The organism is Pseudomonas mandelii (assembly GCF_006438925.1).
Taxonomy (GTDB): Bacteria; Pseudomonadota; Gammaproteobacteria; order Pseudomonadales; family Pseudomonadaceae; genus Aquipseudomonas; species Aquipseudomonas mandelii_C.
Genome location: NZ_RCZA01000004.1, coordinates 240,969 through 254,351, shown reverse-complemented (window position 1 = coordinate 254,351; position 13,383 = coordinate 240,969). Strand labels below are relative to the sequence as shown.

Sequence of the window (13,383 nt, the reverse complement as noted above, 5' to 3'; positions counted from 1 at the left end):
GAGGCGCCGAAGCGAACAGCTGGCGGACGCTCGATCGCCCGGCCAGCTCGCCTTGATTTCAACGCTGCAATTCAGCGCTTGTAAGTCTGCAAACCGGGCTTGATGCTCTTGTCGTCGAGGAACTGCTTCATGCCCTGCTCGCGGCCACCTTCGGTGTCCAGCAGGCGCGACTGATCGAGCTTGGCGTACAGGTAATCTTCGTTCTGCTCCCAGGTGAGTTCGCGGCAACGCTTGAAGCCATGCTTGGCCGCGCGCAGCACCACCGGATTCTTCTCCAACAGATTACGCGCCAGTTCGATAGTCACGTCACGCAGTTGCGCCAGGGGCACGCTCTCGTTGACCAGGCCCATCTCGGCGGCTTTTTGCCCATCAAAGGTCTTGCCGGTCATGATGTAGTACAGCGACTGGCGATGGCCCACGGTGTCGGCCATGGCCTTGCTCACCAGGTTGCCCGGCGGAATGCCCCAGTTGATTTCCGACAGGCCGAAGGTGGCTTCATCGGCGCAGATCGCCAGGTCACAGGCCACCAGTGGGCTGAAACCACCACCAAAGCACCAGCCGTTGACCATGGCGATGGTCGGCTTGGCGTACATGCGCAGCAGTTTCCATTGCCATTGAGAGGCTTCGCGACGGATTTTTTCCTGAAGGATTTCCGGGCCGGCGTCCACTTCACGGAAGTATTCCTTGAGGTCCATGCCTGCGGTCCAGGCTTCGCCCGCACCGGTCAGCACCAGTACGCCCGCGTCCGGATCCTGCTCCAGAGTTTCCAGAACGTCGATCATCTCGCGATTCAGAGTCGGGCTCATGGCGTTGCGTTTTTCCGGGCGGTTGAGGATGACCCACGCGATGCCTTCCTCGATTTCCACTTTGACGGTTGTCCAGCGACCTTCGTAATTGCTCATGGTGATGCTCTCTTGTTCTTGGCTTGACGATGGGTAAAAACTAAACCGACAATTTAGTTATGTCAATTAACTATTAATTGAATTAACCAAATATTTTTCGCCGTCGAGCTCATTGAAAGGCGCCGTGTTAGGCTCCTGACGTAGCTATTCCTGTCCAACCTCGTCAAACTAGATACCTTTATTAACCTGAAACCCGAGGGATTTTCCCGCAATGGCCAAGTCGTCCAAAAATGTCGCTGCCCCCGAAGCCCTGGCCGACGACGTCGAAATTAAGGCGCCCATGGACTCCGCATTGGACGAACTGATCGGTTACGCCATGCGCCGAGCCCAGTTGAAACTGTTCCAGAATCTGATCAGCCGACTTGCGGCCCACGACTTGCGGCCCGCGCAGTTCTCGGCACTGGCGATCATCGAGCAGAACCCCGGGCTGATGCAGTCCGACCTGGCCAAAGCCCTGGCTATCGAACCGCCCCAAGTGGTGCCGCTGCTTAACAAACTCGAAGAGCGCGCGCTCGCGGTACGGGTACGCTGTAAACCGGACAAACGCTCCTATGGGATATTCCTGAGCAAGACCGGCGAGACGCTACTCAAGGAGTTGAAGCTGATTGCCGCCGAGAGCGACATGGATGCCACGTCCGCTCTCGACAGCCAGGAACGCGAAGAACTGCTCAGGTTGCTGAAAAAGGTCTATCAGGCCTGAAACGCGAACGCCGGCGCGCTCCTGGGGAGCGGCCGGATTCATTACAAGTGAAACGGCTTACCAGATCGGCACGGTGTAGAGCACCAGAAAGCGCGTCTGGTTTTCATCGCGAAACGCCGCGCCGGCGGGGAAGTCGTTGCGATAGATCGACTTGCGCGCCATCAGCCCGACATTCTTCAGCGGACCACTCTGGATCACATACCCCAGCTCCATCTGGAACTCCCGCTCCTTGCGGTCGTCGGCATTCAATGCCGCCAGTTCGATATGGTCACCGCGCACATAACGCAGGCGGCTCTTCAGGCCGGGCACCCCGGCGGCAGCGAAGTCATAGTCGTACATTGCCTGCCAGGTTCGCTCCTTGGCATTGAGAAAATCCGAACTCATGGTCAGCTCGCTCATGCCCATCAACTCGGTGCCTGACACATAGGGCGTCGCCGTGTCGCCACTGGCGTGCATATAGCCAAGGCTCAAACGATGGCCGCCAAAGCGATAGCCAAACAGCGCCGAGAGGTTGCGGTTGTCCACTTTGCCGGCCTTGGCGCTGCCGTCTTCATCGCTGAAAAAACTGCGCAGGTCGCTGGTCAGCGTGCCCTCGCCCACCTGCAGCGTGTGCAGCAACGCCAGGGTGTTCTGCTGATACAGGTCCGCCACTTCGGCGTGATACACGCGCAGGCTGAGGTCCTTGTTCACCTGGTAATCGCCGCCGACATAGGCCATGTGCGATGAGGTGGCCGCGCCGTTGAAACGCCGGTTTGGCGAAGCGATGCTCATTGGCTGGTAGTCGGTGGAATCACGCTTGTTGATGCGGTCGATGTAGCCGGTGTTGACGGTCAGTCCTTCGATGTCCTTTGAGCTGAGCGTGGTGCCGCGAAAAGTCTGCGGCAGCAGCCGCGACGGGCTGGCGAAAGCGAATGGCAGGAAGATCGACACGTCGCCGGTTTTCACCGTGGTCTGGGCAACACGCATCTTGGCAGTCATGGCCAGGCGCGAATACTCGTCCGCCGCACGCTTGTCGCTGCTGGACACCGGCAGCAACTCGGTGCCGCTGCGGTCCGGCGCCGAGTCCAGCTTGACCCCCATCAACCCACGGGCGTCCAGGCCGAAGCCGACGGTCCCCGGGGTAAAGCCCGACTCCACATTCATGATGAAACCCTGAGCCCATTCCCGGGCCGCGGTTTTCGCTCCGTCGTCCTTGTAATCCCGATCCAGGTAGTAATTACGCAAGGTCAAGGTGCCGTGACTGTCATCGATGAAGCCGTCAGCCAGCGCCGATGGCGCAATCAAACTCAGGCCCAGCAAAGCCAGGTAGCGTGAGCGAACAGGTAAGGTTGAATCCGCCACAAGGGCGTCCCAAGGAAGGTTTGGCATGTTCGATGTCCACTTATTGTTGTTGTTTTTTGAACGGGATCGTTGGGGTTATCCCGGAGATCTGCGGCCAGAGAATGAAAACAGCCTGGCGTGGCGTCAACCGTAAGTGATCGATAAACGAACATTAATATTGTTATCTATTTTCATAATTTATCTTTATGTAGATGTCATCTAATTGATTTAAATAGGTTTAATGCTGTTTTTTCAGCAAACAATTTTGAGTATTCATTTTTTAGTTATCTTTGTTAATCTTATTTGAGACCTGTCATCGCCTCGTGAGAACAGGCTCGCGCTCATCCGTCAGCACACCAACAAAAACAATAATGAGGTTCGCCATGGACACCCCATCACGTCGCACGACGCTGACCATTGCCCTGTGTTTTATCGTTGCATTGATCGAAGGTTTCGACCTGCAAGCTGCCGGTACCGCCGCCTCGGGCCTGCGCCAGACCTTTGCCCTGGACCCGAAATCGATGGGCTGGGTATTCAGCGCCGGAATTATCGGTTTGCTGCCGGGCGCCTTTTTCGGCGGCTGGATTGCCGATCGTATCGGCCGCAAGAAAATCCTCATCGCAGCGGTGCTGCTGTTCGGTGTGTTCTCCCTCAGCACCGCCTACGTCAGCAGTTTCTCTGGCCTGCTACTGGCTCGCTTCATGACTGGCCTGGGCCTGGGCGCCGCCCTGCCCAATCTGATTGCTCTGTGTGCCGAGGCCGTGGGTGAGCAACGTCGTGGCACCGCGATCAGCATCATGTATGCCGGCGTGCCGTTGGGCGGCGCATTGGCGGCGGTGGTCGCCATGCTCTTCACCGAGCATTGGCAGACGACCTTCATCATCGGCGGGCTCGCGCCGTTGCTGGTGGTGCCGCTGATGATCCTGTTGTTGCCCGAGTCCAGCGCCTTTCGCCAGCAACAAGGCACCGTCACCGTGGCCCGCGCTTCAACCGGCCAAGCGTTATTCGGCGAAGACCGGGCCCGCGTCACCTTGGCGTTGTGGCTTAGCTACTTCTTCACCCTGACCGTGATGTATATGTTGCTCAACTGGCTGCCATCACTGCTGCTGGAACAAGGTTTCAGCAAAGGCGAGGCTGGCCTGGTGCAGATGCTGTTCAACATCGGCGGCGCCCTCGGCTCGCTACTTGGCGGGTTGCTGCTGGATCGCTGCAACGGCGTCAAGGTGGTGCTGTTCGTATACGCCGCATTGCTGGCAGCGCTGGCCGGGGTCGGCTTGTCGGTGGGCATCGTCCCCATGGCCATCGCCGGGTTTTGCGCAGGGTTGTTTGTGATGGCCGCGCAGCTGGTGCTTTACGCCTTGGCACCACCGTCGTACCCCACCTCGGTACGTGCCACCGGCGTCGGCGCCGCGGTGGCCGTCGGCCGCCTTGGGTCGGTAGCCGGTCCCTTGGCTGCGGGGCAGATACTGGCGGCCGGTGCCGGCACCACTGGGGTGTTACTGGCGACTTCACCTGGGTTGGTGATTGCAGCACTGACCATCATCAGCGTGATTGTCCGATCGGCCCCGCAGACTGTGCCCGAACTGAGGACGGCAACCCCGGTCACGGACAAACCCTGACCGCGCCGCCTGCCGCAGAAACAAAAAAAGAGACCGAGGTCTCTTTTCTTGTTTTCAGCGGCCGGTTACCACACGGCGATATGGGAATCGGCTCGCGGCTCGGTGCCGCCGCATAGCACACCGGTGTCCGGGTCACGGATAATGATCTGCCCTCGGCCGTAATTGATCAGGTCGCAATCAACCTGAATCTGGTGTCCACGCCGTGCCAGCGAAGCGGCCAAGTCCCGAGACGCCCCGTGTTCGATGCCGACCTTCATATCCCCTAGCCATTGCCACCGCGGAGCGTCCAGCGCGGCTTGGGGGTTGAGACCGAAATCCACCAGATTCATGACCACCTGCACATGACCTTGGGGCTGCATGTAGCCTCCCATGACGCCAAACGGTCCCACCGGCGCGTCGCCTTTACTGATGAAACCGGGAATGATGGTGTGAAAGGTTTTTTTGCCCGGTGCCAGGCAGTTGGCATGGTCGGGATCGAGACTGAACTCCTGTCCCCGGTTCTGCAAGGCGATGCCGCTGTCTGGCAGTACTACACCGGAACCAAAGCCGTGGTAGTTGCTCTGGATGAAGGACACCATATTGCCCTCCGCGTCCGCCGTGGCCAGGTACACCGTGCCGCTAGCGTGGGGATCGCCGGGATTGGGTTCACGCGCCCGATCAGTGATCTGTTCGCGACGTTGGCTGCTGTAGGCATCGCTGAGAAGGTCAGCCACGGCCACACGCATGTGCAGCGGATCGGTGATGTAATGCAGGCCGTCGCTGTAGGCCAGCTTCATGGCTTCCAACTGACGATGCCAGGTCTGCTGGCTATCCCGGTGATCGAAGTCAAAGCCCTGAAGGATTTTCAGGGTCATCAGGGCCACCAGTCCTTGCCCGCTCGGGGGGATTTCCCACACATCGTAGCCGCGGTAGTTGATGCTGATCGGATCCACCCATTGGGCGCGATAGTCCTGCAGGTCGCTGGCTCGCAGGTAACCGCCGGTGGCGCGGGAATGGGCATCCAGACGCTGAGCCAGGTCGCCGCGGTAGAGGCTTTCGCAAGCGCTGTTCGCCAGTTCTTCCAGCGTTCGGGCTTGCGCCGGGTTACGGAACAGTTCACCGGCCTTGGGTGCACGGCCCTCGATCAGGAAGGTATCGAACCAGACGTCGAGCACTGGGTCTCGATGGGGGCTGAATTCATCCAGAGCGGTCTGCCATTGTTGAGCGACCACCGGTGACAGTGGAAAACCATCCCGGGCCAGACTGATGGCGGGCTGCAGCAACTCGGCAAAGGGCAGCTTGCCGAACCGTTTGGACAACTCCGCCCAGGCAGAAGGGCATCCGGGCACCGTGACCGGCGTCCAGCCATAAAGCGGCATCTGCTCGTGACCACACGCCTTGACTGCATCGATAGTCAGCGCTGCCGGCGCATGGCCGTTGCCGTTCAGTCCGTGCAATTGGCCTTTGCTCCAGACCAGGGCAAAGGCGTCGCCACCCAAGCCGCAACCGGTGGGTTCAACCACCGTCAGAGCCGCCGCCGTGGCGATCGCGGCATCAATGGCATTACCGCCGTTGCGCATGATTTCGATGCCGGCTTCGGCGGCCAGTGGCTGTGAAGCCGCGACCATGCCACGGCGGGCAAACACACTCTGACGTTGCGACGGATAGGGATATTCGTGGGCAGAAAATTTCAACATGGCAAAAGATCTTCCAAACAAAGATTCACTGGCCGGATGTGATCCGGTTCCATTCCCCGAGTGATCAAAGGCCCGACTGAAAAGGTCACAGCACGCGGCTGAGAAAGGCCTGGGTTCGCGGGTGTGTGGGTCGACTGAAAATCTGCTCCGGCGGCCCCTGTTCGATCAGTTCACCCTGATCGAGGACCACCACGCGGTCAGCGACTTCTCGGGCAAAACCCATTTCATGGGTGACCACCACCATGGTCATGCCGTCATCGGCCAACTGCTTCATCACCTGCAGCACCTCACCCACGGTTTCGGGATCCAGGGCGCTGGTGGGCTCGTCAAACAGCATGGCCTGTGGCTTCATCGCCAGCGCCCGAGCAATCGCCACGCGCTGCTGCTGTCCACCGGACAGCATCGACGGGTAATGCATCGCCTTGTCCGCCAGACCGACCCGGGCGAGCAACGCCCGGGCCTGTTCCAACGCTTCGGCGCGTGGCACGCCAAGCACCTGAATCGGTGCCTCCATGATGTTTTCAAGCGCGGTCATGTGGGGGAATAGATTGAAACGTTGAAAGACCATCCCAATGTCTCGGCGCTGTCGAGCAATGTTGCGCTCGGAGTCGCGTACCAGGCTGCCGTCTGCGCGCTCGCGGTAACCCATGGCTCGGCCGTTGACGCGAATGCGCCCACCCTGAATGTCCTCTAGCAGATTGATGCAGCGAATGAAGGTGGTCTTGCCCGAGCCCGAGGCACCGATCAACACCACCACTTCACCGCGCCGCACCTGCAAGGAAATCCCCTTGAGAATCTCCAGGTCGCCGAAGGACTTGTGAATATCCAGGGCCTCGATGATCAGTTCTTCACTTTTGTGCGCCATGCTTAACGTCCCCTCAGCAATTTGAGCGTGCCGCGGCCGAACATGCGGCTACCAGCCGCTGGCGGTGCGGGTCGATCGGACTGTCCGAAACGCGCTTCCAGCCAACGCTGGAAGAAGCCCCAGAGGGTGGTCAACAGCAGGAAATAAATCGCCACCACCAGGTACAGTTCAAATACCCGGAATGTCGCCGACGTGACCATTTGCGTGCTCAGCAGCAACTCCTGCACGCCAATCACACTGACCAGCGTCGTATTTTTGAGCATCACGTTGAACTCGTTGCCCAATGGCGGAACGATGACCCGGAACGCCTGAGGCAGAACAATTCGCCGCATCAGTTTGGCGAAGGTCATGCCCAGCGAACGCCCAGCCTCGTACTGCCCTTTGTCCACGGCGCCAATCCCCGCACGGATGATCTCGGCCATGTAAGCGCCTTCGTTCAGACCCAGGGCGATAATCGCTGCCTGGATATTGCCCGGCACTACTAAACCGAACAGTTGCACGTCCTCAAATCGGAAGATCCCGCCGGCCGCCAATGCGGTGTAGAGAAAAACGATCTGCACCAACAGCGGCGTACCGCGCATCAGCCATACATAAAACCGTACCGGCAGGTTGAGTAACGGGTTACGCGACAGACGCATCAGCGCCGCCGCCAGCCCCAACACACAACCCAATGCCATCGCCAGCACACTGATCAGACAGGTCAGCCAGAGTCCGGTGAGATACACCTCGCTGGGCTGCAGCAGGTATTGCCAGAACACATCCCAATTGAAATTCATCGAGCGTTCGCCTCAGTCGAGTGTGTCGCTGGAAACATGCCACTTGCTCAGTAACTGCACGTAACTGCCGTCGCTGCGCATGTCACTGATGATCTGTTGTACCGCTGCGGTGAGCTGCGGATCATCCTTGCGAATTCCCAAGCCAGTGAGAATCCGGCTGAAGGCCGGCACCCCTTCCTCGAACAGATCGGGCGCCATGGCGGCGTAATAACCGGCGGTTTCCACGGTGGTACCGTAGGCGTCGACCTGACTGATGCGCAGCGCCTGAAAGGCGTCGGTGTCGCTGTTGTAGACCACCAGTTTCATTGGAGTCTTGCCAGCCTTGGTCAGCTTTTCGTTCTCGGCGTCCAGCAAGGTTTTGATCGTCGAGCCATTGAGCACTGCCACTTTGTGCCCAGACAGTCCATCCAGGGTTTTGATGCCCTTGGGATTGCCTTTTGGAACAACCACTGACTGACTGGAATACATGTAGTTGACGATGTCGATCACCTCCCTGCGTTCGGGCTTGTCGAACAGCTGATCGACGATCATGTCGCACTGCTGGGCGAGCAATGCTGGCAGCAACCCGGAGAAAGGAATGACCCGCCATTGCACCGGTTTGTCTCCCAGGCGCTTGGCGATTTCCAGCCCCAGATCGACCGTCAGGCCCCTGGGTTTTTGCGCCTCATCGAAAGACACCAAGGGCGGTGAGTCCATGCCCGAACAATAAGTGAGTTTGTCGGCCTTTTGCAGTCGCTCCGGCACTTGGGGCGCGGCAACCGCCCACTGTGCACAGAGCCCGAGGGATACAGCCGCAAGTAACATATGGCGTTTATGCATGACGAGACACTCCAGTTGTTTAGTAACGGGGCAGTACTCAAAGTCAAAACACTGTCGGGTTTGAGCCCGATTCTATTTTTCCGATTGCAGAAACTGGATCAGCGCCGGCACCGTGCCCTCGATGTGCTCGCGCACTATTGCCTCCGCCCGGTCGACATCGCCTGAGCGAATGGCGTCAAGGATCACCGCGTGTTCCTGGCGAGCGCTCAAGGTTTTTTCGCTGTGTTGCAGCCACAGGCGCATTGGCGCCTCGATCAGCGAATACAGCGCCGATATCTGCTTCATCAGCCGAGGACGGCCGCTGAGGCTGCACAGGTATTCATGGAAGGCACGATGAAGCCTGACCCATTCGGCGCTTTCGTCGCGGTAGTCATCCATCTCGTCCAGCATGCGTTCCAGAGCCGCCAGCTGACGTTCACCGATCTTGGCCACGGCCACGCGGATGGCCAGCCCCTCCAGGGCACTGCGCATCTCGAAGACTTCGTGCAATTCGTCGAAATCCAGGCCACTGACTATGGCCCCGCGGTTAGGCCGCAGGGTGACCAGGCCTTGAGCATCGAGACGGCGAAAGGCTTCGCGCACCGGCATCCGGCTCATGCCGACTTCGCTGGCAATGTCCTCAGCGATCAGACGGTCGCCTTTGCGGTAACGACCGCCACAGATCGCTTCCAGCAGAAAGTTGTAAGCCTCCTCCTCGGCGGTCAGGGGCTGACGTTCAACGTAGGTGGGAGCGAATTGCATAACGTCACCTTTTGCAGTTTTGTATCCAATTATCCACGGATTCAAAAAAGCAGAAACCGTGCCAGCCTGCTAAAAACTGCCTCAAGTTCTTAATTGGAAAGGAGTTTCGACTCAAAAACTGGTGATCTTTAGATCGGCGTGACACTCGCCGTGTGCTACGAAATGGCCCAGTGCGCCCCAAAATGGGTGAATAACGGTATCCAGGTAACAGCTCATTTCACCTCCGAAGGCTTTCTTTCTCGCGAAAGAGCGCACTACAGAAATTAGCGCTTTAAAAGTTTTACTCGATTAAGTATTTTGCATGGATGATTGGGCGACATCCGCCCCCCTTTTTCATAGCGACAGGGACCTCCCGTGAGCGGACTACGTGAACGTCAGAAAGTCGAACGACGCCAAGCCATCAGCAAGGCAGCGATCGAATTGTTTGAGCGCCAGGGTTTCCAGAACACCACCATCGAACAAATCGCCAACCAGGCTGGGGTGTCGGCGCCCACCGTATTCAAGTACTTCGGTAACAAGCAGGAAATCATTCTGGAAATCCTGCACGACGCCGACCAGCGAGCACTCAAGGACGCCCGCAGCCAGATGCCTGACATTAAGGATCCGGTCGATGCCATGTGTTACCTGGAGCGGCGGCTGACCGGTTACGCACTGGAGGTCATGCACCCCAGCCTCTGGCGTGAACTGCTGCCACTGATCCTGTTTGGCGGCGACAACGGACTGCCCGAAGGCTATCGCGCCATGAACGATGCGCTCCGGGCTGAAATCAGTGGATTGCTCAGAGAGCTGCAACAGGCTGGCAAGCTACGCGCTGACCTCAACGTCGACCTGGCCGCTTTCCTGTTGAACGACTATTCACACCTGCAGTTGTTCAGGCTGGTCAACCAGGAACCGCCGGATGTCGAGTCCCACTCCGCTCAGGTAAGGCATATCACCGAGCTGCTCTTTTACGGCATGCGGGCCTGAGAAAACACACAGATGCAACCACCTCGCAGGGTGTTTGGCTGAACGCCAAACACCAGAGGGCCGATTATTAAATCGAACGGCGGACCGGTATGAAAAAAGATAATTCGGGCAGTTCAACGATGGAGAGTTCACGCCTGGTGCTGGGCGGCAATGTCTTTGGCTGGACCGTCAACGAACAAGATTCGCTGAAGCTACTCGACGCAGCGTTTGAACTCGGCATCAACACCTTTGATACCGCAGACGCCTATTCCATCTGGGCCAGTGGTAATAGCGGCGGCGAGTCGGAAGCCATCATTGGCAAATGGCTGAGTCAGAACAGCTACCGACGCAGTGAAGTGAAAATTATCACCAAGGTCGGGGCCGAACTCTCGCCCGATCAGCACGGGCTCTCGAAAGGCAGAATCCTGCAAGCCGTGGATGACTCGCTACGTCGACTGCGAACCGATTACATCGATTTGTACTTCTCCCACTACCCGGATGCCTCGACAGCACACGAGGAAACCCTGGAGACCTACAGCACGTTGATCGCCTGCGGAAAAGTTCGCTCGATCGGCGCATCCAACTACTCCCTCGAAGATCTACAGGCCGCTAAATCCTCTGCCGATCGCCACGCCCTGCCCCATTACGCCTGCCTTCAGGTGGAGTACAACCTCTATGATCGCCATGACTTCGAACAGCAGTTGCGTGCTTTTGCCCTGGCCGAGGGCTGCGAGGTCCTGACTTACTTCAGCCTCGCGTCGGGTTTCCTCAGTGGCAAATACAAAGGCCTTAATGATCTGACGCATAGTGCTCGCCGCGAGGACCTGGAAAAGTACTTCGATGAGCGCGGCATGCGCATTTTGCACGCTCTGCATCAGGTGGCGCAGGAGCAGCAAGTCTCACCTGCGGAAATCGCCTTGGCCTGGGTCATGCACCAACCCGGCATTACCTCTGCCATTGCGAGTGCCACCAACCTGGAGCAACTAAACAGCCTGGCGCGTTCGACGCAGCTGAGGCTGGATGCTCAAACCCTTGAGCGACTAGACCTCGCCAGTCTCCTTTGAGACTGGCTGTACGCGATAGCCCAGGCACGTGGCTGGCATGACCGGCCACAGTGCCCCTCACCTCAGGTCTTGAAACGCTCCAGCAAACGTCCTTGCTCTGTGGCCTGTCCACTGACATCGGCAATCTCCTGCGCCGATTCACGTGCGCTGACCGTCAGGTCCTCGCTTAGCCGGCGGATGCGACCGACCGAACTGTTGATCTGCTCCGACACCGCGCTCTGTTCTTCGGCAGCGCTGGCAATCTGGACGTTCATCTGAGCCACCCGACCTATGCCTTCACCGACGCCGTACAGCGACTCGACTAACGCACCAAACAGCGCCGCCAGTTCTTGGCCCAGACTCTGGTTCAACGTCATCGAATGCACGACGACGACGGTATCCTGCTGCAGGTCTTCGATAATCAAGCGCGTTTCCTGAATCGAGTCCTGAATGCGGCTGGACAGGTTGCGCACCTCATCGGCCACCACGGCAAACCCTCTTCCATATTCACCAGCCCGTGCAGCCTCGATCGCTGCGTTGAGCGCCAGCAGGTTGGTCTGTTCGGCGATGTCGCGGATGATGTCGAGGACGCTGCCGATCTTTTCACTCTTGACGGACAGCTGGTTGACCTGACGGTTGGCGTTGGCCAGATCTTCGCCCTGACGGGCGACTATTTGGGTGGTTCTTTCGATCAGCCCCGTGCCGTCGTCGATGGCCTGCAAAATAGCCCCCGTCGCTTCCGACGCCGATGCGGTATTGCGAGCAATCTCCTGCGCCGAAAGGTTCATCTGGTACATAGCCGTTGCGACCTGATCGATGTCCTGGCGCTGGTGCTCCATGGTTTGCAAGTTGGCGGTGCTGCCTTGGGCAGATCTGGCCGCCGCTGCCCGCAACTCGGTCATCGAGCCCTTGAGACGGGTGACGATAGGCTGCAACACATCAAGAAAAGCGTTTAGCCCGCTGGCCACCCCGCCCAGTTCGTCGGCACGGGCGTAGTCCAGGCGCTTGACCAGATCGCCTTCGCCACGGGCCAGATCGTCGGCCATCAGTGACATTGCCCGCAGTGGTCGTACGATGCTCAGGGACGCGAGCCAGATCACCACCAGTCCAAAAACCATCAGCGCCAAGCCCATCAGCACCTCCTTTTGCACTGCCGCTAGGAGGTGCTCATTCATCGCTTCGTGCAACTTAAGCAGCGGTGCGAACATCTGCTTAGAGGGCACCTTGACCACAATACGCCAAGGCTCGGCCCCTGGAATGGGTGAGAACGTCTGACTGACGAGCAAATCCTGCAGCGGTCGTGATTGTCCTGGCAATAATGCGGAAGACTCCACGCCAGGTTCCTTGAATTGACCGCCCAGTGCATCCTTGTCCAGCGTACTGCCAGCAACCAGTCCAGAGGCGCTGACAATCCACACATCCCCACCCTGCCCCGGCAAGCCTGCCTTGGCGGCCAGGGATAAGGCTTGAATCTGGCTTAACTGAATGTCGATACCCAGCACCGCCACCACGCGACCGTGATCGATCACTGGCAGGGTCAGCGAGGTCATGAGAATCGGACTGCCAGAGGCATCATCGAGATAGGGATTCAGCAGACAAGGCTGCATCGTTCGTAGCGGGCAGTCATACCAGGTGCGGGACACCTTGCCGTCGGCCATGGGCGTGTCGTCGACAATGCTCTTTTCTTGCACCGTGACTTGCTCCATCTTCCCGCCGCTCTGGCGAAACCAGACCGGTGCAAAACGCCCCAGCTCGTTGCTACCCAGTTCGCTCTGTCCGGCAAAGCGCGCGTCCTGCCCGTCGAAAGCGTTGGGCTCGAAGGCGACATAAGTGCTGATAAACATCGGATTGGCTTGCAAGCTGGCCTGCAACTGCCCGGTGATGTAGGCCCTGGCGTGCTCTGGTGTCAGCGCCCCACTACGGCTAAGCGACATGATTCGCATGACCTCCGCTGATGAAGCCTCACCGACGCGCAGG

12 protein-coding genes and 1 pseudogene are annotated in these 13,383 nt (G+C 58.7%); 4 read left to right on the top strand and 9 right to left on the bottom strand.

The window, feature by feature from the left end; all coding sequences use genetic code 11:
* Positions 1–71 precede the first annotated feature (71 nt).
* Complete coding sequence (locus EAH74_RS11210; RefSeq protein ID WP_140678313.1) at positions 72–902, bottom strand: p-hydroxycinnamoyl CoA hydratase/lyase; 831 nt, start codon at positions 900–902, stop codon at positions 72–74.
* A gap of 211 nt (positions 903–1,113) precedes the next feature.
* On the opposite strand from EAH74_RS11210, the gene EAH74_RS11205 reads away from it, so the two are divergent.
* On the top strand, positions 1,114–1,602 hold the full coding sequence (locus tag EAH74_RS11205; RefSeq protein ID WP_140678311.1) for a MarR family winged helix-turn-helix transcriptional regulator: 489 nt from the start codon (positions 1,114–1,116) through the stop codon (positions 1,600–1,602).
* A 57-nt stretch (positions 1,603–1,659) separates the two neighbouring features.
* Here EAH74_RS11205 and EAH74_RS11200 read toward each other — a convergent pair whose 3' ends face one another.
* Positions 1,660–2,970 carry an OprD family porin gene (locus tag EAH74_RS11200; RefSeq protein ID WP_140678309.1) on the bottom strand — a complete coding sequence of 437 codons (1,311 nt, stop codon included), beginning with the start codon at positions 2,968–2,970 and terminating at the stop codon, positions 1,660–1,662.
* 335 nt (positions 2,971–3,305) lie between these two features.
* Between EAH74_RS11200 and mhpT the strand changes: the two genes are divergently transcribed.
* On the top strand, positions 3,306–4,541 hold the full coding sequence (gene mhpT / locus EAH74_RS11195) for a 3-(3-hydroxy-phenyl)propionate transporter MhpT (RefSeq protein ID WP_140678308.1): 1,236 nt from the start codon (positions 3,306–3,308) through the stop codon (positions 4,539–4,541).
* A gap of 65 nt (positions 4,542–4,606) precedes the next feature.
* On the opposite strand, the gene EAH74_RS11190 is transcribed toward mhpT, so the two are convergent.
* The 5 genes from EAH74_RS11190 to EAH74_RS11170 form a co-directional block, all read right to left on the bottom strand.
* Positions 4,607–6,217: a gamma-glutamyltransferase family protein gene (locus tag EAH74_RS11190; protein WP_140678306.1), complete on the bottom strand. Its 1,611-nt coding sequence runs from the start codon at positions 6,215–6,217 to the stop codon at positions 4,607–4,609.
* A gap of 85 nt (positions 6,218–6,302) precedes the next feature.
* A complete protein-coding gene (locus EAH74_RS11185) occupies positions 6,303–7,082 on the bottom strand; it encodes an amino acid ABC transporter ATP-binding protein (protein WP_140678304.1) in 780 nt (259 codons plus the stop codon).
* A gap of 2 nt (positions 7,083–7,084) precedes the next feature.
* Positions 7,085–7,858: an amino acid ABC transporter permease gene (locus EAH74_RS11180; RefSeq protein WP_140678302.1), complete on the bottom strand. Its 774-nt coding sequence runs from the start codon at positions 7,856–7,858 to the stop codon at positions 7,085–7,087.
* A 12-nt stretch (positions 7,859–7,870) separates the two neighbouring features.
* Positions 7,871–8,677 carry an ABC transporter substrate-binding protein gene (locus tag EAH74_RS11175; protein WP_140678300.1) on the bottom strand — a complete coding sequence of 269 codons (807 nt, stop codon included), beginning with the start codon at positions 8,675–8,677 and terminating at the stop codon, positions 7,871–7,873.
* 72 nt (positions 8,678–8,749) lie between these two features.
* Positions 8,750–9,418: a GntR family transcriptional regulator gene (locus tag EAH74_RS11170; protein ID WP_140678298.1), complete on the bottom strand. Its 669-nt coding sequence runs from the start codon at positions 9,416–9,418 to the stop codon at positions 8,750–8,752.
* Between the two features lie 354 nt (positions 9,419–9,772).
* Between EAH74_RS11170 and EAH74_RS11165 the strand changes: the two genes are divergently transcribed.
* Both EAH74_RS11165 and EAH74_RS11160 read left to right on the top strand, forming a co-directional pair.
* The gene (locus EAH74_RS11165; RefSeq protein ID WP_140678297.1) at positions 9,773–10,384 is read left to right on the top strand and encodes a TetR/AcrR family transcriptional regulator; all 612 of its coding nucleotides are present in this window, start codon (positions 9,773–9,775) and stop codon (positions 10,382–10,384) included.
* An 89-nt stretch (positions 10,385–10,473) separates the two neighbouring features.
* Entirely contained in the window at positions 10,474–11,427 is a 954-nt protein-coding gene (locus EAH74_RS11160; protein WP_140678295.1) for an aldo/keto reductase, read from the top strand.
* Positions 11,428–11,489: 62 nt separating this feature from the next.
* Here the strand turns inward: EAH74_RS11160 and EAH74_RS33850 are convergent, their stop codons facing one another.
* Entirely contained in the window at positions 11,490–12,245 is a 756-nt protein-coding gene (locus EAH74_RS33850; RefSeq protein ID WP_430539781.1) for a methyl-accepting chemotaxis protein, read from the bottom strand.
* A 102-nt stretch (positions 12,246–12,347) separates the two neighbouring features.
* Positions 12,348–13,340, bottom strand: a pseudogene (locus EAH74_RS33845) (HAMP domain-containing protein); the annotation flags it as partial.
* Positions 13,341–13,383: the final 43 nt, after the last annotated feature.

Coding starts and splice junctions, on each gene's coding strand:
- EAH74_RS11210 (WP_140678313.1), bottom strand. CDS start 902: ATGAGCAATTACGAAGGTCGCTGGACAACCGTCAAAGTGGAAATCGAG.
- EAH74_RS11205 (WP_140678311.1), top strand. CDS start 1,114: ATGGCCAAGTCGTCCAAAAATGTCGCTGCCCCCGAAGCCCTGGCCGAC.
- EAH74_RS11200 (WP_140678309.1), bottom strand. CDS start 2,970: ATGCCAAACCTTCCTTGGGACGCCCTTGTGGCGGATTCAACCTTACCT.
- mhpT (WP_140678308.1), top strand. CDS start 3,306: ATGGACACCCCATCACGTCGCACGACGCTGACCATTGCCCTGTGTTTT.
- EAH74_RS11190 (WP_140678306.1), bottom strand. CDS start 6,217: ATGTTGAAATTTTCTGCCCACGAATATCCCTATCCGTCGCAACGTCAG.
- EAH74_RS11185 (WP_140678304.1), bottom strand. CDS start 7,082: ATGGCGCACAAAAGTGAAGAACTGATCATCGAGGCCCTGGATATTCAC.
- EAH74_RS11180 (WP_140678302.1), bottom strand. CDS start 7,858: ATGAATTTCAATTGGGATGTGTTCTGGCAATACCTGCTGCAGCCCAGC.
- EAH74_RS11175 (WP_140678300.1), bottom strand. CDS start 8,677: ATGCATAAACGCCATATGTTACTTGCGGCTGTATCCCTCGGGCTCTGT.
- EAH74_RS11170 (WP_140678298.1), bottom strand. CDS start 9,418: ATGCAATTCGCTCCCACCTACGTTGAACGTCAGCCCCTGACCGCCGAG.
- EAH74_RS11160 (WP_140678295.1), top strand. CDS start 10,474: ATGAAAAAAGATAATTCGGGCAGTTCAACGATGGAGAGTTCACGCCTG.
- EAH74_RS33850 (WP_430539781.1), bottom strand. CDS start 12,245: ATGGAGCACCAGCGCCAGGACATCGATCAGGTCGCAACGGCTATGTAC.